Source organism: Parasphingopyxis marina (assembly GCF_014237875.1).
GTDB lineage: Bacteria > Pseudomonadota > Alphaproteobacteria > Sphingomonadales > Sphingomonadaceae > Parasphingopyxis > Parasphingopyxis marina.
Genome location: NZ_JACJVJ010000002.1, coordinates 212,798 through 237,383, shown reverse-complemented (window position 1 = coordinate 237,383; position 24,586 = coordinate 212,798). Strand labels below are relative to the sequence as shown.

The window sequence follows — 24,586 nt, the reverse complement described above, 5'->3', positions numbered from 1 at the left end:
AAGCGAGAGACATGAACCAGCACAGCTCCATCCAGACCAAGGGATCGCTGCTCGAACGCGCGGCGCAGAAATATGATTTCGGCGGCACGCTGCGCAAGCCGGCTAACGATGCGCCGCCGGCCGAGCCGGTATCCTTCGCCGAACCGGCGCCGCCGGCCCGCGATACCGCGCCGGAAGCCGCCCCTGCGCCCGAAGCTATTGCGGAACCGGTGCATCTTCCCGAACCCGTGCGGGTATCGGAGCCGCGCCGCCCGGCTCCGGGCGACCGGGCCGGCCATCGCACCGCGACCGTCGATCGCGTTTCTCTTGCCGAGGGCGGTTTCGCGCTGCCCGATCAGCGTCCCGGCGCGCTCGCCGAGGAATTCCGCATCGTCAAGCGCCAGCTGCTGCTGCGCGCGGAAAGCGGCGAGGCCGCGAACAACCGCATGGTCCTCGTCTGCTCGGCCAAGCCCGACGAGGGCAAGACCTTCTGCTCGATCAACCTCGCGCTTTCGATGGCGCGCGAAAAGGATCTCGATATCGTCCTTGCCGATGGCGATTTCTCGAAGCCCGAAATCGCCCGGATCTTCGGCATCGAAGACGGACCGGGCCTGCTCGATGCGCTGGCCGATCCCGCGATCGACATCGAATCCTGCATCGTCGAAACCGATATTCCCAATCTTTCGATCCTGCCCGCCGGGCGCGCGTCCGACGAGGCGACCGAATTGCTGGCCTCGCAGCACACGCGCGATGCCCTGCACCGGCTGACCGCGGCGAGCCCGCAGCGGATCGTGATCGTCGATTCGCCGCCGGCCCTGTCGGCTTCGCCCGCCTCCGTGCTCGCCATGCATGCCGGGCAGGCGATGATGGTCGTCAAGGCCGATACGACGAACGAGGCGGAGCTTCGCGAAGCGCTCGGCCTGCTCGACGGCTGCCCCAATATCCAGCTGCTGCTCAACAGCGTTACCTTCACGCCGAACGGCAAGCGTTTCAGCTCCTATTACGGTTACGGAGACGAATGATGGCCGCGCTTTCCCCTCGCATGATGGCGGGCGCTGGCCTGCTGGCCGCGACGCTGGCCGCGCAGCCTGCCGCCGCGCGCACCGATATCTCGCCCTATATCGAGGTCCAGCAGGTGTTGAGCTTCGATCTCAGCAACGACGATGCCTTGGGCGACGATGTGGTCACCTATACCTCGGTCGCTGCGGGCCTGGATGCCGCAATCTCGACCCGCCGGATCGAGGTGGGCGCCAGCTATCGCTACGAACGCCGCATCGGGTGGGGCGACAGCATCGCCGATGACGACATCCATAGCGGCCTTGTCCGCGCCAATGTTGCGGTCACCCGCGGCCTCAGCCTCGAAGCCGGCGCGCTTGCGGCCCGGGCTCGGGCGGAGATCGGCGGCGACGGTCTCGGCTCGCTGACCGGCGACAATCCCAATTCGACGCAGGTCTACACGATTTACGCCGGGCCGACCCTGTCAACCCATGCCGGGCCGCTGGAAATCGGCGCCGGCTACCGCGCCTCCTACACCCATGTCGAAGACAATAATGTCATCAACACCAATCCCGCCCAGGCCCCGGTCGATTATGTCGACCATTCGACCTACCACCAGGCGACGGCGAGCGTCGGCATCTCGCCGGGCGAAATGCTGCCCTTCGGATGGATCGTTTCGGGCGGCTATGAGCGCGAAGACGCGGCCCAGCTCGATCAGCGCTATGAAGGCTATTATGGCCGTGTCGACGTTACCGTGCCGGTCACGCCGACGCTCGCCCTGGTCGGCGGCGTCGGTTACGAGCAGATCGAGATCAGCCAGCGCGACGTGCTGCTCGATGCCGGCGGCAATCCGGTGCTCGACAATAATGGACGCTTCCAGGGCGATCCCAATTCGCCGCGCCTGCTCGCCTATGATGTCGACGAGATCATCTGGGATGTCGGGTTGCTGTGGCGGCCCAGCGCGCGCCTCGAACTCTCCGCGCGCGTCGGCCATCGCTACGACACGACCATCTATAACGGCTATCTGACCTATCAGACGAGCCCGAACAGTTCGCTCCAGGCCGCGGTCTATAACGAGATTTCGAGCTTCGGCCGCCAGACGGCGAATACGCTTTCGGGTCTGCCGACCGATTTCACGATCGGCCGGAACGGCTTTGGCCAGTTCAACGGCTGCGCCTTCGCCGACGATGGTAGCGGCTGTTTCGATACCGGCTTCCAGTCGCTCAACGCGGCGAACTTCCGTTCGCGCGGCGGCAGCATCGCCTGGTCGGGCGGGCGCGGGCCGTGGAGCTATGGCGTGGGTGCCGGCTACCAGAACCGCCGTTATCTCGCCCCGGCGACGGGCGCGAATTTCTCGCTCGACGGCGTCGAGGACGAAGCCTTCACCTTGCAGGCCAATGTCGGACACCAGCTCTCGCCGGTCTCCAGCCTCGACGGCAATCTCTACGCGAGCTGGTTCAACAGCGGCATTCCGGGTGAAGCGGACGTATTCAGTTCCGGCGGCTCGGCCACCTACAGCATGAGCTTCTATAACGGGCTCAGTGCCCAGGCATCGGCCGGGCTGTTCGCCAACGATGTCGATGGCGAGGACACCGAATGGCTCGGCACGGTGCTGCTCGGCCTCAGCTACGGATTTTAGGGAGGGCGTTCGCGCTCAAGGGAAAAAACGATGTACAGTGAACATTATGGCCTGACCGGCAACCCGTTCCAGCTGACGCCCGACGCGCGTTTCTGGTTCGAGAGCGAAACCCATAAAAAGGCGATGGCCTATCTCGGCTATGGCCTGTCGCAGGGCGAGGGCTTCATCGTCATCACCGGCGATATCGGAGCGGGCAAGACGACCCTCGTTGGCCATCTGATGGCGACCGTCGATACGACCCGCCTCACGCCTGTCCAGATCGTTTCGACCCAGGTCGAGGGCGACGGGCTGCTCCGCCTTGTCGCACAGCAATTCGGGATCGAGTCCCATGGCTGGAAAAAGGCCGAACTGCTCGACCGGATCGAGCGCTTTCTTCACGCCCAGGCGCGCGAGGGCAGGAAGACCTTGCTGATCGTCGACGAAGCGCAGAATCTTTCCGTGGAAGCGCTCGAAGAATTGCGAATGCTCTCCAATTTCCAGTCGGCGGGCCGCGCGCTGCTCCAGATTTTCCTGCTCGGTCAGCCCGAATTCCGGGACCGGGTGAAGAGCGCGCCCAATCTCGAACAGCTGCGCCAGCGCGTGATCGCGACCCATCATCTTTCGCCGATGCATGCGAGCGAGATCGAACCCTATATCGCTCACCGGATGAAAATCGCCGGGTGGCAGGGCCGCCCGCAATTCGCGTCCGAAGCCTTTGCCGTGCTGTATGCGGCAACCAATGGCGTACCGCGGCGGCTCAACACGCTGATGGCGCGCGTGCTGCTTTTCGGCGCGGTCGAGGATCTCGATATCATCGACGCGCAGGCGGTGGAGGCGGTCGTTGCCGATCTTTCGGGCGATAGCGAACCGGTCGAAACCGCACGGGCAGCGCCGGAGCCGCATGAGGCTACGCCGGCTCCCGATGTCTATGCCGAACTGGCGGCGGTTCCCGAGGCGCAGTCGCCTGCGCCGAGCCCCGCACCGGGCCCCGCAAAGAGCTCTGCCTCCGGCGACGATCTGCATGACCGGATTGCTGTTCTCGAAGCCCGTATCGACGAACAGGACGCGGCCCTGCGCCGTGTCTTGACCTTGCTCGTCCAATGGGTCGAGGAAGAAGAAGATCATCCGGGTTTCGATGTCGTTCGCGGAAGTGCGGCCTGAAAGGCCCGAGGGGAGGCTATGCGCCACTATGCTGAATGCGCTTTCGGTCGATGTTGAAGACTGGTTCCAGGTAGGCGCCTTTGAGACGGTAATCGCGCGCGATGACTGGGACGGGCTGGCCCATCGCGTCGAACGCAACAGCGATGCCGTGCTCGCCCTGTTCGAAGCGGCCAACGTCAAAGGCACTTTTTTCACGCTGGGCTGGGTCGCTGCGCGCTATCCGGCGCTGATCCGCCGCATCGTCGATGCTGGCCACGAAATCGCCAGCCATGGCTGGGATCATCGGCGCGTCTTCACGATGACGCCGGACGAGTTTCGCGCCGATCTTGCGCGCGCGCGCGCGGCGATCGAGGATGCCGCGGGCGAAAAGCTTTCCGGCTATCGCGCGCCGAGCTTCTCGATCGACGCGCGCACGCCCTGGGCGCACAGCATCCTCGCCGAACAGGGCTATGCCTATTCGTCCAGCGTCGCGCCGGTCGCTCACGATCATTATGGCTGGCCCGAAGCGCCGCGCTTCGCCTTCGCCCCTCTCGCCGATTCCGGCCTCATCGAACTACCGGTAACGACCGCGAGGCTGGGTAGCCGCAGGATCGCCGCAGGTGGCGGCGGGTTTTTTCGCCTGCTTCCCTATCGTTTCTCGCATTGGGCTATCGGCCAGGTGAACGGCGAGGAGGGCCGTCCGGCGATCTTCTATTTCCATCCTTGGGAAATCGACCCCGATCAGCCCCGGGTCGCCAATGCGCCGCTCAAATCTCGCGTCCGTCACTATAGTCGCCTCTCGGCCATGCAGGGCAAGCTCGAACGCTTGCTCGGCGATTTCCAATGGGGCCGGGTTGATCATGTCGCCGAACTGCAAAAGGCGACGATCCAGTGAACGCCCCCGCCGCCCTGCACAAGCTGCGCATCCGCAAGGCGGATCTGGCCGATCCGGCGGAATGCCGGCGGATCGAGGCCTATGTCCGCGGGCATGAGGCCGGTACGCCCTTCCATCTTCCGCAATGGCTGCAGGCGGTAGAAACGGGCTGCGGCCAGCGCGGGCATATGCTGCTCGCCGAACGGGCAGGGGGCTTGCGAGGCCTGCTGCCGCTGACCGAGATGCATTCGCCCCTGTTCGGGCGGGCGCTCGTGTCGAGCGGCTTCGCCGTGGCCGGCGGAACCCTGGTCAGCAATCCCCGGAACGCGACCGCCCTCGCCAATGCGGGCTGGGATCTCGCCGAGCGGCTGAGCTGTCCGGAGGTCGAACTGCGCGGCGGCGCGCTGCCCAAGGCGTGGCAGAAGCGCGAAGGCGTCTATGCGGGCTTCACGAAAATGCTCGCGGCCGATGAGGAGTCCGAACTGAAGGCCGTGCCGCGTAAGCAGCGCGCCGAAATCCGCAAGGCGTTCGAGAACGATCTCACGATCGACACCGGGCGCGCGGAACGCGACCGGGCCGCGCATTATGCCGTCTATGCCGAAAGCGTCCGCAATCTCGGCACGCCGGTTTTCCCGCGCGCGCTGTTCGACGCGATGCTCGACAGCTTTGGCGAGGAGGCCGACATCCTGACCGTGCGCCACAAGGGCGCGCCGGTCGCATCGGTGCTGAGCTTTTATTTCGGCGGCACCGTGATGCCCTATTGGGGCGGCGGAACGCGGGCGGCGCGGCATCTGCGCGCCAACGAACGCATGTATTTTGCGCTGATGAACCATGCCCGCCAACGCGGCTGCACGCGGTTCGATTTCGGCCGCTCGAAGATCGGCACCGGCCCCTATAGCTACAAGAAGAATTGGGGATTCGAGCCCGCGCCGCTGGTCTATGCCGGCCGTACCGCAAGTGGCGCGGCGCCGCGCGAAATGAACCCGAACAGCCCCAAATACCGGATGCAGGTATTGCTGTGGAAGCGGCTGCCGCTCGGCATCGCCACTCGCGTCGGGCCCTGGATCGCCAAGGGGCTGGGTTGATGGGCGATATCCTGTTCCTGGCGCACCGCGTTCCCTATCCGCCCGATCGCGGCGACAAGATCCGTTCCTTCAATATCCTGAAGCGGCTGTGCGAGCTCGGCACCGTCCATCTCGCCGCGTTCGCCGACGACGAGGCGGATCTCGCCCATGGCGAGGCGCTGCGCCAGGTTATGGGATCGCGGCTCGGTTCGCTCCATATCGAGCGGCGGAGCGTCTCGCGTCCGGTCGGCGCGACCAGGGCGATGTTGGCCGACAAGCCGATGTCCCTGCCCCTGTTCGACAGCGCAGGCATTCGCCGCTTCGTCGGCCAGACCCTCGACACGAAACCTGTGTCCACGGTTTTCGCCTTTTCCAGCCAGATGGCGCAGTTCGTGCCGCAGCTTCCGCCCGGCACCCGCTTCATCATGGATTTCGTCGATGTCGATTCGGAGAAGTTCGCCAATTATGCGCTGAAAACATCCTCGGCGGTGATGCAGTTCGTCTATCGGCGCGAAGCGAGGAAGCTCGGGGCCCATGAACGCGCCGTCGCCGAACGTGCCGATTACAGCCTTTTCGTGAGCGAGGCTGAGGCCGAGGTTTTCCGGTCCAAGACCGGCTTCCGTTCCGCGCGCATCCGGGTTCTCGAAAACGGCATCGACTGCGATCATTTCGAGCCCGATGGCGATTTCCCGATCGTCGATAAGCCCGGCGCGCCGCTGCTCGTTTTCACCGGGCAGATGGATTACCGGCCCAATATCGACGGCGCGATTTCCTTCGCCGACGATGTGCTTCCCGGGGTGCGGGAAATGCGGCCCGATGCCCATTTCGCGATCGTCGGACGCAATCCCACGCCGGAGGTGCTGCGTCTCGCCAAGCGCCGTGACATCACGGTCACAGGCGAGGTCGACGATATTCGCAGCTGGCTCCATGCCGCCGATCTGGTCGTCGCGCCGCTGCGCGTTGCCCGGGGCATCCAGAACAAGGTGCTCGAAGCGATGGCCATGGCCAAGCCCGTGATCGCCTCCAGCGATGCCTTCGAAGGCATAGACGCCGAACCGGGCCGCCATATCATGGTCGGCGATACGCCCAATGCCGGCGTGCACATGATCCTCGACCTGCTCGATAATGAAGCGATGGCGAATTTGATCGGGCAGGCGGCGCGCCAACGGATGCTGGCGCGCTATAGCTGGGAGTCCGCGCTCGCGCCGCTTGCCGAGATGATAACGATGCCACGCGGCGAAGCGGCAGCGTGACCGCCTATCGGGCCATCGAGGAAAACAGCGGAACTGGCCTTCCGGCGGCCTGGCGCGCGCCGCTCGCCATGCTCGGCGGATTTTCGCTGTTCCTGCTGCTGCTGTTTCACGCCGATGCGATCGCCATGGCGACGATCTGGTGGACCAGCTCGACCTTCAGCCATTGCCTCGTCGTTCCGCCGATACTGGGCTGGCTTGTGTGGCAGCGACGGCGCGAACTGGCGCTGCTGGTGCCTGCGAGTTCCTTCTGGGGCCTCGGGATCGTCGGCGCGGGCGGATTGGCCTGGCTGCTGGGCGATGCGGCGAGCGTCTCTTTCGGGCGCCAGCTCGGCCTCGTGCTGATGCTGCAGGGCGGAGTGGTTGCGTTCCTCGGCCTGTCGGTGGCGCGGGGACTGCTGTTCCCGCTCGCCTATGCCTTTTTCCTCGTGCCGTTCGGTGAGCAGTTCGTGCCGGCCCTGCAAGGGGTGACGGCGGAGCTTTCGATGCTGCTGCTCGGCCTTTCCGGCGTGCCCGCGCATATCGAGGGCGTCTTCATCACCACCCCGGCAGGCTATTTCGAGGTCGCCGAGGCCTGTTCGGGGATCAAGTTCCTGATCGCGATGATCGCGCTGGGCACGCTCGCCGCCAATCTCTGCTTCCGGTCATGGACGCGGCGGATCGCGTTTCTGGCGGCCTGTGTCATCGTACCGATTATCGCGAACGGCATCCGTGCTTTCGGGACGATCTACATTGCCGAGGGGGCGGGGATCGCCTTCGCGGAGAGCGTCGATCATGTCGTCTATGGCTGGTTTTTCTTCGCCCTGGTCATCGCGCTGGTGTTGGCGCTGGGCTGGCGGTTTTTCGACCGCAGCCCCGAGGACCGGGCCTTCGATCCGGCGGCAGCGCAGCGCTGGTATCGCGGCAAGGCGCAGAATCGCTGGGTCGCCGCTGCGCTCGCGGTCGCCCTCGTCGTCCTGCCGCCGCTTTGGATGAGCGCGACCGCTGCGGCGGGACGCGCCGAGATTCCGGCGCTGGCGCTCCCGGTCATCGCAGGATGGCAGCGCAGCGATACGGCGATGCAGTATCCCTGGCAGGCCCGTTATGCCGGGGCGGACCGGATTGCGGCGGGCCGCTTGTCCAACACCGACGGCGCGACCGTCGATCTCGCTGTCGGATTTTATGCCGACCAGCGCGACGGCCGCGAAGTGATCGGCTTCGGGCAGGGCGGCCTGCCGCCCGAAAGCGACTGGTCCTGGGTATCGGATAGCCGTGCCGTGCCCTCGGGCCGCGCCTATCGGATCACCGCGCCCGGGCCGGTCGTTCGCGAGGTCGCGCAATATGCCATCGTCGGCGGGGCGATCACCGGCAGCGACAGCCGCGCAAAGCTAGCAACGATGCGGGTGCGTTTGCTTGGCGGGGACCGGCGGGCCGTCGGCATCGTTATCTCGGCCGAGGGCGATGGCGCGCGCGCGGCGATCGATGCCTTCCTCGCCGATGCCGGCGGTATCGAACAACTGGTTGACCGGACCCCCGGCTTGGCCGACTGATCCGCGCATGTGCGGGGTAGCGGGCATCTTTCATCTCGAGACGGCGAAACCCGTCGATCCGGAGCGCGTTCGCGCGATGATCGACGCGATGCCGCATCGCGGGCCGGACGGCGCGGGCGTATGGACCGCGCAGGGCGTCGGCTTCGGCCATCTGCGCCTGTCGGTGATCGATCTTGCGACGGGCGACCAGCCGATGACGACCCCCGACGAAAAACTCGTCGTGACGTATAATGGCGAGATCTACAATTTCCGCGAAATCCGGCAGGAACTGGAAGCGGCGGGCCACGTCTTCCGGACCCATTCGGACACCGAGACGATCCTCCATGGCTGGCGGCAATGGGGCCCACGCTGCGTCGAGCATTTCCATGGCATGTTCGCCTTCGCGCTTTACGACGAAGAGGCGAAGACGCTATTCCTCGCCCGCGACCGGCTCGGCGTAAAACCGCTCTATTATGCCGAAGTGTCCGACGGCAGCCTGATCTTCGCCTCGGAACTCAAGGGGCTGCTCGCGCACCCGCTGCTCCGCAAACGCCCGAGCGAACAGGCGGTCGAGGATTTCCTCGCTCTGGGTTACGTGCCCGACGATGCCTGTTTCGTGGCGGGCGTGAAGAAGCTTCCGGCCGGCCATACGCTGATGACCCGGCGCGCGATGCCGCTCGCCGAGCCGCGCCCCTATTGGGATGTCGCCTTCGAGCCGAAACGGCGCAGCGCCGAGGCCGCCGAGGAAGAGCTTGTCGCGCATATGGGCGAAGCGGTGCGCAGCCGCCTCGTGTCCGATGTGCCGCTTGGCGCCTTCCTTTCGGGTGGCGTCGACAGTTCCGCGGTTGTCGCGATGATGGCCGAGGCGAGCAAATCGGCGGTCGAAACCTGCTCGATCGGCTTCGACGAGGCCGATCACGATGAAACCGAATATGCCGATGCCGTCGCGGCCCGCTTCGCGACCAACCACCGCAAGAGAATCGTCGCGGCCGACGATTTCGCGCTGATCGATACGCTGGTCGCGGCATTCGACGAACCCTTCGCCGACGCCAGCGCGCTGCCGACATACCGGGTGTGCGAACTGGCACGCGAAAGGGTGACGGTCTCGCTCTCGGGCGACGGCGCGGACGAAATCTTCGCCGGCTATCGCCGCCACATCTTCCATGCCGGCGAGGAACGCGCGCGGCGGTGGGTGCCGGGCATGGTGCGCAAACCGCTCTTCGGGACGCTCGGCAAGGCCTATCCGAAGCTGGATTGGGCACCGCAATATCTGCGCGCCAAATCGACCTTCACGGATTTGGGCAAATCGGGCGCGGAAGCCTATGCCGCGTCGGTCGGCGTGACGACGCCCGGGCAGCGGCACCGGCTCTATAGCGGCAGTTTCGTAACCGCGCTGGGCGGGCATCGCGCCGAGGATCGTTATGTGAAGGCCATGGAGAACGCCCCCGCGGCGGACGGCCTTGCGGCTGCCCAATATGCCGATCTCAAGATCTGGTTGCCCGGCGATATCCTGACCAAGGTCGACCGGATGAGCATGGCGGTGAGCCTTGAAGCGCGCGAGCCTTTGCTCGATCATCGCCTTGTCGAATTCGCCGCGACCCTGCCGCTGAAGCAGCGGGTGCGCGGCGGCGTCGGCAAATGGCTGATGAAGAAGGCGATGCGCCGCTACCTGCCCGAGGACATTCTCTACCGGAAGAAACAGGGATTCGTGACGCCGATCAGCGCCTGGTTTCGCGGCCCGCTGGCGGGCGAGGCGGACCGGATCGCGAGCAGTTCGGCGCTGGCCGAGACCGACTGGTTTCGCCATGCCGAAATCCGGCGGATCGTGGACGCACACAAGAGCGGGCGCGAGGAGCATGGCCGGCTGATCTGGCAGCTGCTGATGCTCGATCGCTCTCTGAGACGGGTGTTCGGGCTCGGAAAATAACTGTCGCCCCAGCCTTCGCCGGAATGACGATTACGGATATTTCGCTTCCACGAAATACAATCCCTCGGGCGGGGCGTTGAGGCCCAGCCGCGAACGGTCGGCCGCTTCCAGCGCCGCGCCCAGATCGTCCCTCCTCCATTGCCCCTGGCCGACCAGCGCCAGGCAGCCGACCATCGAGCGGACCTGGTGATGGAGGAAGGAGCGCGCCTCCGCTTCGACAAGCACCTCGTCGCCTTCGCGGCGCACCGCCAAACGGTCGAGCGTCTTCAGCGCGCTGTCCGATTGGCAATGGGCCGACCGGAAGGTCGTGAAATCATGCTTGCCGACGAGCAATTGCGCCGCTTCGTCCATCGCTTGATGATCGAGCTCGCGCGGTATGCGCCACGCCTTTCCGGCTTCGAGCGCGAGCGGCGCGCGGCGATTGACGATGCGGTAGCGATAGGCGCGGCCCGTGCAGCTGAACCGCGCGTGCCAATCCTCCTCCACCTCCCGGCAATCGAGGATCGCGATAGGCTCGGCCCGCAATTTGGCGTTGAGCGCTTCGCCCAGCCGGAACGGCGTGAAGGACTTTTCGATATCGATATGCGCGGCCATCGCCAGCGCATGGACGCCGGCATCGGTGCGTCCGGCGCCATAGACCAGGGTCTCTTCGCCGCTAATCGCCAATGCCGCCTCCTCGATCGCCTGCTGCACGCTGGGGCCGTGGGGTTGGCGCTGCCATCCCATATAGGGGCCGCCATCATATTCGATTGTCAGCCGGAAGCGCGTCACGACAGGATCGTGCCCTCGGGAATGGGGAAGCCGCGGAGCAGATCCTCGGTGTTCATCGCCGATTTGCCGGCGCGCTGGACGAGGGTCGGGCGCAGCGCGCGCTCGCCGCAGGCGATCGTAAGGCGATCGTCGATCACCGCGCCCGGCGCGCCGCTCTCGTCGACGATGTCCGCCGTCAGGACTTTGAACCGCTCGCCCTCATGCTCGAAGAAAGCACCAGGCATCGGGTTGAAGGCGCGAACCGCCCGTTCGAGCATCGCGGCGGGTTCAGAAAAATCGAGCCGCGCCTCGGCCTTGTCGAGCTTGCTCGCATAGGTGGCGTGGCCGCCATCCTGTGCCTCCGGGTCGTAGGCGGAAAGATCGGCCAGCACATCGACGATCAGCGCCGCGCCGAGATCGGCCAGTTCCTGCGTCAGTTCGCCGGCCGTCTTGCGGTCGACCGGCGTTTTCCGGGTCGCGAGCATCGGGCCGGTATCGAGCCCGCGCTCCATCTGCATGATCGTGACGCCGGTGCGCATATCGCCGGCCAGGATCGCGCGCTGGACGGGCGCGGCCCCGCGCCAGCGCGGCAGGAGCGAGGCGTGGATATTGAGGCAACCGCGTTGCGGCGCTTCCAGGATCTCCCGGTTGAGGATCAGCCCATAGGCTGCGACCACCGCTACCTCGGCGGCAAGCGAGGCGAAATCGGCTTTCTCCGTATCGCCCTTGAGGCTTGCCGGGGTCCGCACCTCGATGCCGAGCTCTTCGGCGCGCAGGTGAACGGGGGAGGGACGCGGCTTCTTGCCCCGGCCCGCCGGGCGCGGGGGCTGGCTGTAAACAGCGGCGATATCGTGCCCGGCATCGACCAGGGCATCGAGCGCCGGCACGGCGAAAGCCGGGGTTCCCATGAAAACAATCCGCATGATGTGCGCTTGAACCGCTTGGCAAGCCTAAGCGCAACCCCATAGATGGGGGCATGGCCTCTCAGGAGATCGAACAGCTGACCCAGGCGCTGGCGCGCCTGCCCGGATTGGGCCCGCGTTCGGCGCGGCGCGCGGTGCTGCATCTGCTGAAAAAGCGCGAGACGGCGCTGGTGCCGCTGCTGCGCGCGCTGGAAACGGTCGGCGACAAGCTCTCGACCTGCGAAATTTGCGGCAATGTCGATACCAGCAACCCGTGCGGCGTCTGCTCGGACCCCAAGCGCGACCTGCGCTCGCTCTGCGTCGTCGAGGAAGTGGCGGACCTTTGGGCGCTCGATCGCTCCCGGCTGTTTCCCGGCAAGTTCCATGTGCTGGGCGGGCGGCTCTCGGCGCTCGACGGTGTGCGGCCCGAGGATCTTGGCGTGGACACCCTGATCGCGCGGGTCTCGGGCGGCGAGATCGACGAGGTGGTGCTGGCGATGAACGCGACCCTGGAGGGCCAGACGACCGCGCATTATCTCGCCGAACGGCTCGAAAGCTATCCGGTGCGGATCACCCAGCTGGCGCACGGCCTGCCGGTGGGCGGTGAACTCGATTATCTCGACGAGGGGACGCTGGCGCAGGCCTTGCGGGCAAGAAGGCCCGTCGCTTGACCTGAATCGTCCCAATTCCTACCTAGCGGCTATGGCCATCTTACCCATCATCGAAGCGCCCGACCCGCGCCTGAAAATCGTGTCCGATCCCGTCGAAACGGTGGACGACGAGGTGCGCGCGCTGATCGCCGACATGTTCGAAACGATGTACGACGCGCCCGGCATCGGGCTTGCGGCGATCCAGGTGGGCGTGCCGAAACGCATTCTCGTGATCGACCTGCAGGAACCGGCCGAACATGATCATGAGCATGGCGAAGAGTGCGATCACGACCATGAGCCGGTCCGCGATCCCCGGGTCTTCATCAATCCCGAGCTCTTCGATCCCGCCGAGGAAATGCGGAGCTACGAGGAGGGCTGCCTGTCGGTGCCCGACCAGTTCGCCGAGGTGGAACGGCCCGACACGATCGGCGCGCGTTGGCTCGACGAAAATGGCGAAAAGCACGAGGAGCGGATCGAAGGGATGCTGGCGACCTGCCTGCAGCACGAGATGGACCATCTCGAGGGCATCCTGTTCATCGATCACCTCTCGCGGCTGAAACGCCAGATGGTGCTCAAAAAGCTCGAAAAGGCGCGGCGCGCGGCTGCCTGACGCGGCTCGCTTGCAATGTCGGAAAATGTGGCCCTGTTCGGGTCGTGACGGACACGGCGATGCCTGGCGCAGCCTATCTGGCTGGGCCGACATCGCTGTGCGCCCACGTTGTAAACTTTGCGCGATTTCAGCAGGCGGTCAGGGCTAGAACAGCCCCTCGATCTGCCCATTCTCGTCGAGGTAAATCGCTTCGGCGGACGGCACCTTGGGCAGGCCCGGCATCGTCATGATGTCGCCGCAGATCGCGACGACGAAGCCCGCGCCGGCCGAAAGGCGGACCTCGCGGACCGTGACCTCATGCCCCTCGGGCGCGCCGAGCTTGGTCGGGTCGGTCGAGAAGCTGTACTGGGTTTTCGCCATGCAGACCGGGAAATGGCCGTGGCCCATCTCTTCCCATTGCTGGAGCTGCTTGCGTACGGCGGGCGGGATATTGACCTCCGCCGCGCGGTAGATCTCCCGCGCGACCGTTTCGATCTTGTCGGCGAGCGGGATATCGTCGGGATAGAGCGGGGTGAAGTCGGGCGCGCCGGCATCGGCCTTGTCGGCCACGATCCGCGCCAGCTCTTCCGCGCCCGCGCCCCCATCGGCCCAATGCTTGCAGACCACGGCATCGGTATCGAATTCGGCCGCCATCTCCCGGATCACCGCGATCTCGGCATCGGTATCGAGATAGAAATGGTTGATCGCGACGGTGGGCTGGATGCCGAACTTGCGGAGATTTTCGATATGGCGCTTGAGGTTCACCGCGCCGGCGCGAACCGCCCCGACATTTTCCTCGGTCAGGTCGGCCTTGGCGACGCCGCCATTCATCTTGAGCGCGCGCACCGTGGCGACGAGCACCACCGCATCGGGCTTCAGCCCCGCGATCCGGCACTTCACGTCGAGAAACTTCTCGGCGCCGAGGTCCGCGCCGAAGCCGGCTTCGGTCACCACATAATCGGCCATCTTCAGCGCCGTCGTGGTGGCGATCACCGAGTTGCAGCCATGGGCGATATTGGCGAACGGGCCACCGTGCAGGAAGGCCGGGTTGTTCTCCAAGGTCTGCACCATATTGGGCTGGATCGCGTCTTTCAGCAGCACCGTCATCGCCCGGTCGGCCTTCACGTCGCGGCAGAAAACCGGGGTCCGATCCCGCTTGTAGCCGATCACGATATTGCCGAGCCGTTCCTGCAGATCCTCGATATCCGAAGCGAGGCAGAGGATCGCCATGATTTCCGAGGCGACCGTGATGTCGAAACCGCTTTCGCGCGGAAAGCCGTTGGCGACGCCGCCCAGCGGGCCGGCGATCTGACGGAGCGCGCGGTCGTTCATGTCGAGCACGCGCTTCCAGACGATCCGGCGGACATCGATATCGAGCGGATTGCTCCAATAGATCGAATTGTCGATCATCGCGGCGAGCAGGTTGTGCGCGCTGGTGATCGCATGGAAATCGCCGGTGAAGTGAAGATTGATCTCGTCCATCGGCATGACCTGGCTCTTGCCGCCGCCCGCGCCGCCGCCCTTCATCCCGAAACAGGGGCCGAGCGAAGGTTCGCGCAGGCACAGCATCGTCTTCTTGCCGATCCGGTGGAGCGCGTCGGACAGCCCGACCGAGGTCGTCGTCTTGCCTTCGCCCGCCGGCGTCGGGTTGATCGCGGTAACAAGGATCAGCTTGCCCTGGCTGCTGCTCGCGGGGAGCGCATTGCGGTCGATCTTGGCCTTGTACTTGCCATAGGGAATCAGCGCCTCGTCCGGAACGCCGGCCTTGGCGGCGACTTCGGCAATAGGCTTTAGCGTCGCCTGGCGGGCGATCTCGATATCGGTCGGCATCCTCTGGAATTTCCTTCTTTGTGGGAAATATGAAACGAATCGGGTTTGTAAGTAACCTATACAAATTGATTGTTGCAATGCCGTGCCGGGATAAATCGTGGCGGCGGGCGATGCCGTAGCGACAGGGTGCTATCCACGGTTTCACGAGGCGCGGCTTGTATGCCGGACCAAGGCGGCTTAAGTTCACCCTTCGTTCCCCAACGCCAGAGAGCACATGGACCCGGTTTTCGTCATCCTTTCGGTATTGATCGCGACCGTGATCGGCGCGGGGCTGGGCTGGTGGGCCAATGGCCGGACACTCGCGCCGCTGCGCGAGGAAAATGCGCGGCTGCGCGAAGAAGGCGTTGCGACGGCAACCGACCTGCGAACCGCGCTCGATGGCGTGCGCGACGAGCGCGATGCCGCACAGCAGGAGCTGGCGGCGCTCAAGGCCGATGCGCGCAACCATGAAAAACAGATCGCCCAGCTTCTGGAAGCCAAGGAGGCGCTGGCCGCCCAGTTCAACGAAGTCGGCTCGAAGCTGCTCGGCGAGGCGCGTGAGGAGTTTCTCAAGCGTGCCGACGAGCGTTTCCATCAAGCCGGGGAAAAGAACGAGGAAAGGCTGAAACAGCTGCTCAACCCGGTCGGTGAACGGCTGAAAGCCTATGAGGAACAGGTCGGCAAGGTCGAGAAGGACCGGACCGAGGCCTATGGCACCCTGACCGGCCTGATCGACCAGATGCGCGCCGGGCAGGAACGCGTGCAGACCGAGGCGGCACGGCTGGTCAATTCATTGCGCAACGCCCCCAAGGCGCGCGGGCGCTGGGGCGAGCAGCAGCTCAAAAATGTCCTCGAGAGCTGCGGCCTTGCCGAACATACCGATTTTCAGACCGAGGTGAGCATCGACAGCGCCGAAGGGCGGATGCGCCCCGACGCGATCATAACGGTGCCGGGCGGGCGGTCGCTCGTGGTCGATGCGAAGGTTTCGCTCAACGATTATCAGGACGCGTTCAACGCCGATGACGACGAGGGCAGGGCGGTCGCGTTGGCGCGGCACTGCGTGTCGATGAAAACCCATATCGATGGGCTCTCGCGCAAGGCCTATTGGGACCAGTTCGAGGATGCGCCGGACTATGTCATCATGTTTGTGCCCGGCGAACATTTCCTGACCGCGGCGCTGGAGCATGATTCCACGCTCTGGGACCATGCCTTCGAAAAACGGGTGTTGCTGGCCACGCCGACCAACCTGATCGCCATCGCGCGGACGGTTTCCGCGGTGTGGCGGCAGGAAGGCCTGGCGCGCGAGGCCAAGCAGATCGGCCAGCTGGGCAAGGACATGTATGACAGGCTGGCCGTCGCGGCCGGGCATTTGAAGACGGTCGGCACCGGGCTGACCTCGGCGGTCAACAATTACAACAAGTTCGTCGGCAGCTTCGATCGGAACGTGATGTCGACGGCGCGCAAATTCGCGGAACTCAATATCGAGACCGGCAAGAACGAACTCGACGAAGTGCCGATGGTGGAAGCCGTAACGCGCAATTCCAGCACCGATACGCTGCCCGCGCCCGATGCCGACAATGACGGCGAGGAAGCCGCCGAATAGCGCCTAGGGCGGGCCGCCGCAGCCCTGCACCAAGGGCCGCCCGTTTTCGGTGACCGTGACCGTTGCCGGATAATAGGCGCCGCTCATCGCGTCGCTGCACGGATCCTCGAGTATCTCGACGGTCAGCGCCTGCGTTTCGTAACGCCGCCCGCCGCCAAATTCCGTCACCTCGGGTGTCGGCACCGTCACCGTCCGTTCGCCATAATCGGCCCGGTAGGAGATCACGTCAGGATAGATGTGTACGGTCCAGCCCGGCTCTTGCCCGACGGCGCGGAAGATCGGTTGCTGTTCGGCCTGCTGCGCTTCTTCTTCGGTGACGATGCTGGGCGAGTCCTGCACGCTGGCTTGCGGCGTTTCATCGCATGCTGCCAGCAGCGCGGCGCAGGCGAGTAGGGCGGCGGCCGCCCTCATCCGTATAATCCCTCGTCATAGAGCGGTTCGCCGCCCGCTCCGGTCGTCGCGCAGGCCGCCAGCGCAAGCATCAGGGCCATCGCCGCATATCGCATGATCAGCTTCCTCTCCGCCGTTCCATGTCCAGCCTGATACCATTTTCCGAACGCAAGGTCAGCCTCGCAACGGGTTTGGGCACATGGCCTTCGACGGGAGACACGGTCCAGTCGCGCATGACCGTCGCCAGCACGATCACCGCTTCCTGCAGCGCGAACGCCGCGCCGAGGCAAACGCGCGGGCCTTTGGAGAAGGGCAGATAGGCCTTCTGTTCGGATGCCTTGGTTTCGGCGCGCGAAAACCGGTCCGGATCGAACATGTCCGGATTGTCCCAATGCTCGGTATGGCGGTGCATCAGCCAGGGCGAAACGAACAGGATCGATCCGGGCAGGATATGCTTGCCGCGCATCTCTTCGGCCTCGGTCGCGTCGCGCGGGACGAAGGCGACCGGCGGATAGAGACGCAGGGTTTCGCGAAACACATCGCGGGTGAAGGGCAGGCGGCGCATCTTCTCGAAACTCAGATCGCCATCGGCAAAGGCGGCGTCGGCCTCTTCCTGCAACCGGCGCTGTACGTCCGGCACCTGCGCGATCAGGTAGAGCGCCCATCCGAGCGCCGAAGCCGAGGTTTCGTGGCCGGCAAGGAACATGATGCCGACCTGGTCGACGAGTTCGCGATCGTCGAAGCGCTTGCCGGTTTCCGGGTCTTCGGCGGCGATGAAACTCGCCAGCATATCGCGTTCGGGCACGGCGTCGCCGCTTTCCATCGCGGTCATACGCTCGCGCACCGGCTTGTGGAGCAGTTCGCGGATCGTCGCCGCATAGCGTTTTGCCCGATGCTTGCCGACCGAGAGCCAGTGCGGAACCCCGGCCAGCGACCACACCCCGTGGAGCCAGGCGAGGCGCTGGAACTTCTCGAAATTCTCGAAAATGATCTCGGCTTCCTCGCGGGTGAAGGAGCGCGAATAGATGGTACGGAAGATCACGTCGGCGGTGACGTGCGTCATCTCCAGGTCGATCGCCGTGTCGGGGCCGGCTGCGCCCTCGTCGAAGCGCGCGGCCATCGCGTCGACCGCCTCTTTCATCAGCGGAAAGATCGCCTTGATCCGCGTCGCCTCGAAAGCCGGGTCCATCATTCGGCGCTGCTGCTTCCACAATTCGCCGTTCGACACGAAGATGCTCTCGCCGAGCAACAGCTCCAGCATCGTCGCCATCAGGTCGGACTTGGGATAGCGATCGACGTCGCCGAGCAGGATATTCTGGACGAGATCGGGCTGGTTGACGAAATACATGGTGCGCAGCGGCAGCTTCACCTCGCCGAGCTTCATCGAATAGCTGTTGGCGTAGAGCGGCGCGGTCGAGGAGTGCAGGCTCTTGAAGAAGCGCGCCAGGGGGGTCAGCTTTTTTGGCTGGGGCTCGGGCTTCGGGGGGATATGGCCGGTCATCGCACGGCCTTCATCCGCCCCAGGCGCAACCTTGTGAAGTCCCGCACGGACGGCCGATGCGCGAAACGCTCGGCGAGCGTGCGCGGCCCGGCGGTGATCGCGAAATAATCGTAATCGGAGGGCCGCGCGGCGGCCATGATGTACTGGAAATGCAGCCGCATCCAATCGCGCGATTTTCTGTCGAACTCCGCATCCGGCATGATCTCGTGAAATTTCGCGTTGAGCAGTTTCGGGTTTTTCCGGCCGGGATTGCGGTCGCCGATCGCGGTATAGGGATCGACCAGCGCGAAACAGGCGCCGTCCGGCGGAGCGGAAATGTCGAGCCAGTCGACCGCGTCGGTCTCGGCAACCGCCGCGATTTCCTCGCGCATCGCTTTCGCTTCGGGGAGCCAGGCCAGCCACATGATCGTCTGGCCCAAGGTCAGCAGCGAGAGTTTCGGCGCGTTCTCCGGCATTTGCTCCAGCGCCCGGGCGACGGTGGCTATCGCGATAGCCGCGCCATAGCTGTGGCCCGCGACCAGGATCTCGTCGACATCGCCGTCTTTCAAGCGCGCCGCCAGATAGTCGCCAAAGGCATCGCGGCGCTTGTCGAGGATATTGGTCGGGCTGCGTTCCTCCTCGATATGGAAATTCACGATCCGGCCGACCCAGGTGAGGTTGAACTTCTGCTCCATCCGATAGGCCAGCCAGAACAGGCCGAAACCGATCGCCAACCCGGCGGCGAGGCCGATCGGGCCGAAGGCGGCAAAGCCGGCCCCGCTCAGCCCGAGGCCGAACAGCAGCAGGAACAGGATCACGAAGCCGGGCATGGTCGCGGTCATTCCCGCGGGCCAGCTCCATTGGAAGGTTTTGACGAAAACACCCGCAAGCCAGGCTTTCCACGACGATGTCAGTGTGATCCAGGCGAGCTTGGCCGGCTTTTTGACCCAGAACAGCCGAACGATATCGTCCCATTCGCAATAGACATATTCGGTCTCGACGGTCTCGCCATCCTGCGTCGAACCGACATTCCAGCGATACATGTGCTCGCCGAGCCGTTCGCGTTTGCCGACGTCGATTTCATAGCCGGAAACCTCGGCCTGTTTTGCCGCTTCGGTGCGATAGAGCTGGTGATAATAGCGCACGCCGCGCGGATCGAAGCCGCTTAGGTAGAGGACGAGACGCTTTTTGACCTTGTTCATCGGCGAAACTGGTTCAGCGCCTCATAGGCCATCACGGCTGTCGCGACCGCGGCGTTGAGGCTGTCCGCCTTGCCCATCATCGGCATTTTGACGAGGAGATCGCAGGCCGCGGCATAATCGGCGGGCAGCCCGGCCGATTCGTTGCCGACGAGCAGGAAAACCGGCTTTTCGTAGCGCGGTTCCTGGTAATCGAGGTCGGTATCCAGGCTGGTGCCGATCAGCTGGCCCTTGCCGGCGCGCAGCCAGGCGAGGAATTCCGTCCATGGCGCGGCGGCGAGACCGAGCGTGAACAAGGCGCCCATCGAGGCGCGCACGGCTTCCACCGAAAAGGGATCCGCGCAATCGTCGATCAGGATCAGGCCTCCCGCGCCGACCGCATCGCCGGTCCGCAGCATCGTGCCGAGATTGCCGGGATCGCGCAGCGCCTGCGCAACCAGCCAGATTTGCGCGCTATCCCGGTCGAGCGCATCGAGCGAGAGATCGAATTCGGGATAGATGCCGACCACCGCCTGCGGATTGTCCTTGCCCGAAAGCTTGGTCAGGATCGCGCGGCTCGTGCGGATCGCTTCGCCTCCGGCTTGCTCCGTGGCGTCGATCAGCGCCTTTGCGCGCGGATGGCTTTCGGAGTCTTCGGTGAAGAATATTTCGCTGGGAAGCCGGCCGGATTCCTCGGCCTCGCTCAATATGCGCAGCCCTTCGGCGAGGAACAGCCCCTCGCGGCGTCTATGTTTCTTGTCGCGCAGGCTCCGGGCGCGCTTGATGAGCGGGTTGGAGAACGCCGTGATCTCGCGGGGCAGGGGTCAATCCTCCCCGAATTTGGACTCGACCAGCGCTACCAGCTTTTCCACGGCTTCCTGCGCGCCGTCGCCTTCGGCGCTGATGGTGATGCAATCGCCCATCGCCGCGCCGAGCATCATCAGGTCGAGGATCGAGGACCCGGCCACGGCGTTTCCTTCGCGGCTCACCTCGACCTCGGTGTCGAGTTCGCTCACCAGCGTTACGAACTTGCTGCTTGCCCGTGCGTGGAGGCCGCGCTGATTGACGATAGTGACCGTGCGTTCGACCCTGCTCAAGCCGCCTGTCCCAATATCTCCGAGGCGACCGAGATATATTTCTGTCCTGCCTCGCGCGCCGCGGCGACGGCGTCGCCCACGGTCATCGATTGCCGTGCGCCGGCCAGGCGGATCAGCATCGGCAGGTTCATGCCGGCGATGACCTCGACCTTGTCGGGCTGCATGAGGGAAATCGAAAGATTGGAGGGCGTGCCTCCGAATAGATCGGTGAGGACGATCACGCCCTTGCCGCTCTCCACCTTTTCCACGGCTTCGGCGATTTCGCCGCGCCGCTGCTCCATATCGTCTTCCGGGCCGATACAGATCGACTCGATCTGCTCCTGCACCCCGACGACATGTTCCATGGCGGTGACGAACTCGCGCGCAAGATTGCCATGCGTCACCAGAACCAACCCGATCATTCACTCACCTGCGGTTTCATTTCCGTTTCCCCGGCGCGCGCTCCACGGAATCGAGCGACGGAAAGGCCAAATCGCGATGGGCAACCGTGGGGGAAAATCCCGCCCCACGCAACCGTTCCGCTATGCGTTCGGCCACATGTACCGATCTATGACGGCCGCCCGTACACCCGAATGCGATGGTGACATAGGCTTTTCCTTCGGCAAGGTAGCGCGGCATCAGCAGCAGCAGCAGTTCCTCGATGCGGGTCACCGCATCCTCATAGGCTTCGTCCCGGGCGATAAAGGCCGCGACATCCTCCTCCAGCCCCGTTTTCGGGCGCAAATCCGCGTCCCAGTGCGGATTGCGAAGGAACCGCATATCGAACACCAGGTCGGCATTGCGCAAAATCCCGCGTGCAAAGCCGAAAGAGGCGACCGTAACCGTGGTGTCCTCGGTTCCGCCGGACCCGAAACGCGCGCGCAATTCCTGCTGGAGATCGTTCGCGGAGCTGTCCGTCGTGTCGATGACGTGCGCCGCCCAGCGCCTGAGCGGCAGCATGAGCTCGCGTTCGAGAGCGATGCCATGCGTCGCCGGCCGGTCGAGCGCAAGCGGGTGCCGCCGCCGGGTTTCCGAAAAACGCTGCTCGAGTACGGTGCCCCCGCAATCGAGGAACAGCGTTTCGATCTGGAAATCGTGGTTTTTAGCGAATTCCTTGAGCCGGTCGACGATCGCGCCGGCGTCGAAACCCCGCGTCCGGCTATCAATGCCGACGGCAAGCGAGCGTTCATTGTTTCCGGGTTCGAAAGACGGGGCTTCCAGGAAATTTTCGAACAGGCTGAGCGGCAGATTATCGACCGTCTCCCAGCCCATATCCTCGAACGTGCGCAGCGCCGTCGACTTGCCGGCCCCCGAAAGCCCGGTAACGAGGAGGATGCGCCGGTGAGAGGCGGATTCGTCGGTCATGCCTTCTCGATCACGGTTGGGCCATCGGAAGCTTGATAATGAATCGCGCACCACTTGCCGAGTCATGCCGGTCCTCGACGGTGATCGTCCCGTCATGCCCTTCGATAATCGCCTTGGCTATGGCGAGGCCGAGGCCCGAATGATTGCCGAATCCGTCGCTCTCCGGCCGCAGGCTGTGGAAACGGCGGAAGATTTCCTCGCGCACATCCTCGGGAACGCCGGGGCCTTCATCCTCGACCTTGATCAGCACATGTTCGCCGTCATTGGTCGCGGTGATCCGCACCGTGCCGTTTTCGGGCGAGAAGGAAACCGCATTGTCGAGCAGGTTTTCAAGCACGCGGGCGAGCTGCGAAGCATCGCCCATCACCTGCGCGCTGCCCTTTCGGGGACGGCCAAAGGCGATGCGGACATTGCGGTTGAGCCCGCGCTGGTCTCGTGCGGCAACGATCGAACCGATCACTTCGCCCATATCAACAGGATCGAAGTTGGACCGCGAGAGCTCGGCATCGATCCGGGAGGCGTCCGAAATCTCGGTAACGAGACGGTCGAGCCGCCGAACATCGTCCTTCACCACATCCAGCAACTGTTTCTGCAGCGCGGGATCGTCGATGCGTTCGAGCGAATCGACGGCGGAGTGCAACGAGGCGAGCGGGTTTTTGAGCTCGTGCGCGACGTCGGCGGCGAAGGCTTCGGTGGCATCGATCCGCTTGCGCAGCGCCTGGCTCATATCCGAAAGCGCACGGGCGAGCAGGCCGATCTCGTCGCGGCGGGAGGGCAGGCGGGGGACGTCGACCTCGCGTGCCCGGCCCAGGCGCACGCGCTGGGCCGCGATCGAAAGGCGCCGCAGCGGCCGGACGATGGTGCGCGCCATGAACAGCGACAGCAGGATGGAGATGATCGCAGCGGCCAGCACGATGATGCCGAGCCGCAGCCGTTCGTCGCGGACATCGCCGCGAATGTCGCGCGCATTCCCGGTAAGCAGGAGCACGCCCTCGGGAATATTGCCGAGCGGAACCGCCGCCGAAACCATCGGCGTCCTGTCCGGTGCGAGGCCTATCTCCACCGCGCCCGGCACCCCGAGCGCGACGGCTTCGGCGACCGGCCAGGCGCTTCGGCGGTCGCTATCGGGTTCGCGAAAGGGCGGAAGTTCGTCCGCGCCGACCAGGGCCTCGATCCCGGCGTCCATCGCGCGCGCGACGTGCCGCCGCCAAGGTTCGGTGGCCGGATCGCGATTGGTGTAGGTCGGCTCGGCAAGCGCCCAGCTGTCGAGCATCAGCACGCCGTCCGCGCCATAGACGCGAATACGGTTGCCGCTGCGATTGCCCATGCGCACGGCCAGTTCCGCCCGTTCGGGGCTGTCGGCGCGACTCATCACGGTGCCGATGATATGAGCCTGGGTCTCGGTCTGCCGGGCGCGCTCGTCGAGCAATCGGACGCGGTAGCTGTCGAGCCAGAAAAAACTGCCGGCAAGCAAGCCGAGGGCGATGATGTTGACCGCGAGGATGCGGCTGGTGAGCGACCAGCGTGCCGACCATTTCAGGGCAAGATCGTCGCGAACCGACATCTATTCTTCGGCGAAACGGTAGCCGACCCCGTACAGCGTCTCGATCGCGTTGAAATCGCCGTCGACTTGCCGGAACTTGCGCCGCAGCCGCTTGATATGGCTGTCGATGGTGCGATCGTCGACATAGACATCGTCGGTATAGGCCGCATCCATCAGCTGGTCGCGAGATTTCACGATACCGGGGCGCTGCGCCAGCGATTCGAGGATCATGAATTCGGTCACCGTCAGCGTGACATTGTCGCCGTTCCAGGAGACGCGGTGGCGCGCCGGATCCATGTCGAGCCGCCCGCGCACGATGCGTTCGGGCAATTCGCCCTCCGCCTCTTCGCTGCTCTCGCTGTGCGCGGAAAGCTCGGTGCGTCGCAGGATCGCCTTGATCCGCGCGATCAGCAGCCGCTGCGAAAAGGGCTTGGAGATATAATCGTCCGCGCCCATGGCGAGGCCCAGAGCCTCGTCCAGCTCATCGTCTTTCGAGGTAAGGAAAATCACCGGAATCGAACTTTTTTCACGCAATCGGCGCAGCAGTTCCATCCCGTCCATTCGCGGCATCTTGATGTCGAGAACGGCAAGATCGGGCGGATTTTCGATCAGCGCCTTCAGTGCCGTTTCGCCGTCCGAATAGATGCGCGTCGCAAATCCTTCGGACTGGATCGCGATCGACACCGATGTAAGAATATTTTTATCGTCATCGACAAGCGCGATCGTGGCGGTCATTCGGTTATCATATCCTTAGAAAGCCCGGCGCCTGACTAGCCGTCCCCGCATCGTCCGGCAATGGGCCGCTTTTACCTGAAATTTGCCCTCGGTGCGTTGATTTTTGCGCCGTCACCTGCTTAGGGCAATCCCGAGTGATGCAGGCGCACGGCGATGCAGC

Annotated in this window: 23 protein-coding genes; 11 read left to right on the top strand and 12 right to left on the bottom strand. The window is 64.7% G+C overall.

Annotated elements, in window-relative coordinates; translation table 11 throughout:
- The first annotated feature begins 11 nt into the window (after positions 1-11).
- From H6P80_RS09855 to H6P80_RS09820, 8 genes are read left to right on the top strand one after another with little or no spacing between them, the layout of a single operon-like run.
- Positions 12-1,001 carry a P-loop NTPase family protein gene (locus H6P80_RS09855; RefSeq protein WP_185801225.1) on the top strand — a complete coding sequence of 330 codons (990 nt, stop codon included), beginning with the start codon at positions 12-14 and terminating at the stop codon, positions 999-1,001.
- Complete coding sequence (locus H6P80_RS09850) at positions 1,001-2,614, top strand: hypothetical protein (protein WP_185801224.1); 1,614 nt, start codon at positions 1,001-1,003, stop codon at positions 2,612-2,614. Before H6P80_RS09855 ends, H6P80_RS09850 begins: the two co-directional genes overlap by 1 nt.
- Before the next feature lie 30 nt (positions 2,615-2,644).
- A complete protein-coding gene (locus H6P80_RS09845) occupies positions 2,645-3,754 on the top strand; it encodes an XrtA/PEP-CTERM system-associated ATPase (protein ID WP_185801223.1) in 1,110 nt (369 codons plus the stop codon).
- Positions 3,755-3,782: 28 nt separating this feature from the next.
- On the top strand, positions 3,783-4,628 hold the full coding sequence (locus tag H6P80_RS09840; protein WP_185801222.1) for an XrtA system polysaccharide deacetylase: 846 nt from the start codon (positions 3,783-3,785) through the stop codon (positions 4,626-4,628).
- Positions 4,625-5,692 carry a FemAB family XrtA/PEP-CTERM system-associated protein gene (locus tag H6P80_RS09835; protein ID WP_185801221.1) on the top strand — a complete coding sequence of 356 codons (1,068 nt, stop codon included), beginning with the start codon at positions 4,625-4,627 and terminating at the stop codon, positions 5,690-5,692. Before H6P80_RS09840 ends, H6P80_RS09835 begins: the two co-directional genes overlap by 4 nt.
- The gene (locus H6P80_RS09830; protein WP_407947238.1) at positions 5,692-6,924 is read left to right on the top strand and encodes a TIGR03087 family PEP-CTERM/XrtA system glycosyltransferase; all 1,233 of its coding nucleotides are present in this window, start codon (positions 5,692-5,694) and stop codon (positions 6,922-6,924) included. Before H6P80_RS09835 ends, H6P80_RS09830 begins: the two co-directional genes overlap by 1 nt.
- Entirely contained in the window at positions 6,921-8,450 is a 1,530-nt protein-coding gene (gene xrtA / locus H6P80_RS09825; RefSeq protein ID WP_328804981.1) for an exosortase A, read from the top strand. Before H6P80_RS09830 ends, xrtA begins: the two co-directional genes overlap by 4 nt.
- 7 nt (positions 8,451-8,457) lie before the next feature.
- Positions 8,458-10,356: an XrtA/PEP-CTERM system amidotransferase gene (locus H6P80_RS09820; protein ID WP_185801219.1), complete on the top strand. Its 1,899-nt coding sequence runs from the start codon at positions 8,458-8,460 to the stop codon at positions 10,354-10,356.
- Between the two features lie 30 nt (positions 10,357-10,386).
- On the opposite strand, the gene truA is transcribed toward H6P80_RS09820, so the two are convergent.
- Together truA and fmt are read right to left on the bottom strand one after the other, a co-directional pair.
- Complete coding sequence (truA, locus tag H6P80_RS09815; RefSeq protein ID WP_185801218.1) at positions 10,387-11,127, bottom strand: tRNA pseudouridine(38-40) synthase TruA; 741 nt, start codon at positions 11,125-11,127, stop codon at positions 10,387-10,389.
- Entirely contained in the window at positions 11,124-12,029 is a 906-nt protein-coding gene (gene fmt / locus H6P80_RS09810) for a methionyl-tRNA formyltransferase (protein ID WP_185801217.1), read from the bottom strand. The genes truA and fmt overlap by 4 nt, the downstream gene beginning before the upstream one ends.
- A gap of 53 nt (positions 12,030-12,082) precedes the next feature.
- Here fmt and recR point away from each other — a divergent pair, with 53 nt between their 5' ends.
- On the top strand, positions 12,083-12,679 hold the full coding sequence (recR, locus tag H6P80_RS09805; protein ID WP_185801216.1) for a recombination mediator RecR: 597 nt from the start codon (positions 12,083-12,085) through the stop codon (positions 12,677-12,679).
- A gap of 31 nt (positions 12,680-12,710) precedes the next feature.
- Positions 12,711-13,268, top strand: a complete 558-nt coding sequence (gene def / locus H6P80_RS09800; RefSeq protein ID WP_185801215.1) for a peptide deformylase — start codon at positions 12,711-12,713, stop codon at positions 13,266-13,268.
- 144 nt (positions 13,269-13,412) lie between these two features.
- Here def and H6P80_RS09795 read toward each other — a convergent pair whose 3' ends face one another.
- The gene (locus H6P80_RS09795) at positions 13,413-15,077 is read right to left on the bottom strand and encodes a formate--tetrahydrofolate ligase (protein ID WP_185801214.1); all 1,665 of its coding nucleotides are present in this window, start codon (positions 15,075-15,077) and stop codon (positions 13,413-13,415) included.
- A gap of 214 nt (positions 15,078-15,291) precedes the next feature.
- Between H6P80_RS09795 and rmuC the strand changes: the two genes are divergently transcribed.
- Positions 15,292-16,659: a DNA recombination protein RmuC gene (rmuC, locus tag H6P80_RS09790; RefSeq protein WP_185801213.1), complete on the top strand. Its 1,368-nt coding sequence runs from the start codon at positions 15,292-15,294 to the stop codon at positions 16,657-16,659.
- Positions 16,660-16,662: 3 nt separating this feature from the next.
- Here the strand turns inward: rmuC and H6P80_RS09785 are convergent, their stop codons facing one another.
- The 9 genes from H6P80_RS09785 to H6P80_RS09745 all read right to left on the bottom strand — a co-directional run bounded on the left by H6P80_RS09785 (position 16,663) and on the right by H6P80_RS09745 (position 24,426).
- Positions 16,663-17,070 (bottom strand): hypothetical protein, encoded by a 408-nt coding sequence (locus H6P80_RS09785; RefSeq protein ID WP_185801212.1) that lies wholly within the window; start codon positions 17,068-17,070, stop codon positions 16,663-16,665.
- 97 nt (positions 17,071-17,167) lie between these two features.
- Positions 17,168-18,550, bottom strand: a complete 1,383-nt coding sequence (locus H6P80_RS09780) for a cytochrome P450 (protein ID WP_185801211.1) — start codon at positions 18,548-18,550, stop codon at positions 17,168-17,170.
- A complete protein-coding gene (locus tag H6P80_RS09775; RefSeq protein ID WP_185801210.1) occupies positions 18,547-19,731 on the bottom strand; it encodes an alpha/beta hydrolase family protein in 1,185 nt (394 codons plus the stop codon). Before H6P80_RS09775 ends, H6P80_RS09780 begins: the two co-directional genes overlap by 4 nt.
- Positions 19,728-20,528 (bottom strand): TrmH family RNA methyltransferase, encoded by an 801-nt coding sequence (locus tag H6P80_RS09770; protein WP_185802090.1) that lies wholly within the window; start codon positions 20,526-20,528, stop codon positions 19,728-19,730. Before H6P80_RS09770 ends, H6P80_RS09775 begins: the two co-directional genes overlap by 4 nt.
- Positions 20,529-20,531: 3 nt before the next feature.
- Entirely contained in the window at positions 20,532-20,804 is a 273-nt protein-coding gene (locus H6P80_RS09765) for an HPr family phosphocarrier protein (protein ID WP_185801209.1), read from the bottom strand.
- On the bottom strand, positions 20,801-21,205 hold the full coding sequence (locus H6P80_RS09760) for a PTS sugar transporter subunit IIA (protein WP_185801208.1): 405 nt from the start codon (positions 21,203-21,205) through the stop codon (positions 20,801-20,803). The genes H6P80_RS09765 and H6P80_RS09760 overlap by 4 nt, the downstream gene beginning before the upstream one ends.
- A 16-nt stretch (positions 21,206-21,221) precedes the next feature.
- Positions 21,222-22,148 (bottom strand): RNase adapter RapZ, encoded by a 927-nt coding sequence (gene rapZ / locus H6P80_RS09755; protein WP_185801207.1) that lies wholly within the window; start codon positions 22,146-22,148, stop codon positions 21,222-21,224.
- Between the two features lie 10 nt (positions 22,149-22,158).
- Positions 22,159-23,712 carry a sensor histidine kinase gene (locus tag H6P80_RS09750; RefSeq protein ID WP_185801206.1) on the bottom strand — a complete coding sequence of 518 codons (1,554 nt, stop codon included), beginning with the start codon at positions 23,710-23,712 and terminating at the stop codon, positions 22,159-22,161.
- On the bottom strand, positions 23,713-24,426 hold the full coding sequence (locus tag H6P80_RS09745) for a response regulator transcription factor (RefSeq protein WP_185801205.1): 714 nt from the start codon (positions 24,424-24,426) through the stop codon (positions 23,713-23,715). It lies immediately after the preceding gene.
- Between the last annotated feature and the right edge of the window lie 160 nt (positions 24,427-24,586).

What these genes read in the sequence shown, in the direction of transcription:
- H6P80_RS09780 (WP_185801211.1), bottom strand. Translation starts at nt 18,550, where the DNA reads ATGACCGGCCATATCCCCCCGAAGCCCGAGCCCCAGCCAAAAAAGCTG.
- fmt (WP_185801217.1), bottom strand. Translation starts at nt 12,029, where the DNA reads ATGCGGATTGTTTTCATGGGAACCCCGGCTTTCGCCGTGCCGGCGCTC.
- H6P80_RS09840 (WP_185801222.1), top strand. Translation starts at nt 3,783, where the DNA reads ATGCTGAATGCGCTTTCGGTCGATGTTGAAGACTGGTTCCAGGTAGGC.
- def (WP_185801215.1), top strand. Translation starts at nt 12,711, where the DNA reads ATGGCCATCTTACCCATCATCGAAGCGCCCGACCCGCGCCTGAAAATC.
- H6P80_RS09830 (WP_407947238.1), top strand. Translation starts at nt 5,692, where the DNA reads ATGGGCGATATCCTGTTCCTGGCGCACCGCGTTCCCTATCCGCCCGAT.
- rapZ (WP_185801207.1), bottom strand. Translation starts at nt 22,148, where the DNA reads ATGACCGACGAATCCGCCTCTCACCGGCGCATCCTCCTCGTTACCGGG.
- H6P80_RS09795 (WP_185801214.1), bottom strand. Translation starts at nt 15,077, where the DNA reads ATGCCGACCGATATCGAGATCGCCCGCCAGGCGACGCTAAAGCCTATT.
- H6P80_RS09820 (WP_185801219.1), top strand. Translation starts at nt 8,458, where the DNA reads ATGTGCGGGGTAGCGGGCATCTTTCATCTCGAGACGGCGAAACCCGTC.
- H6P80_RS09775 (WP_185801210.1), bottom strand. Translation starts at nt 19,731, where the DNA reads ATGAACAAGGTCAAAAAGCGTCTCGTCCTCTACCTAAGCGGCTTCGAT.
- H6P80_RS09745 (WP_185801205.1), bottom strand. Translation starts at nt 24,426, where the DNA reads ATGACCGCCACGATCGCGCTTGTCGATGACGATAAAAATATTCTTACA.
- H6P80_RS09750 (WP_185801206.1), bottom strand. Translation starts at nt 23,712, where the DNA reads ATGTCGGTTCGCGACGATCTTGCCCTGAAATGGTCGGCACGCTGGTCG.
- H6P80_RS09785 (WP_185801212.1), bottom strand. Translation starts at nt 17,070, where the DNA reads ATGAGGGCGGCCGCCGCCCTACTCGCCTGCGCCGCGCTGCTGGCAGCA.
- H6P80_RS09760 (WP_185801208.1), bottom strand. Translation starts at nt 21,205, where the DNA reads ATGATCGGGTTGGTTCTGGTGACGCATGGCAATCTTGCGCGCGAGTTC.
- H6P80_RS09845 (WP_185801223.1), top strand. Translation starts at nt 2,645, where the DNA reads ATGTACAGTGAACATTATGGCCTGACCGGCAACCCGTTCCAGCTGACG.
- H6P80_RS09850 (WP_185801224.1), top strand. Translation starts at nt 1,001, where the DNA reads ATGGCCGCGCTTTCCCCTCGCATGATGGCGGGCGCTGGCCTGCTGGCC.
- H6P80_RS09855 (WP_185801225.1), top strand. Translation starts at nt 12, where the DNA reads ATGAACCAGCACAGCTCCATCCAGACCAAGGGATCGCTGCTCGAACGC.
- rmuC (WP_185801213.1), top strand. Translation starts at nt 15,292, where the DNA reads ATGGACCCGGTTTTCGTCATCCTTTCGGTATTGATCGCGACCGTGATC.
- recR (WP_185801216.1), top strand. Translation starts at nt 12,083, where the DNA reads ATGGCCTCTCAGGAGATCGAACAGCTGACCCAGGCGCTGGCGCGCCTG.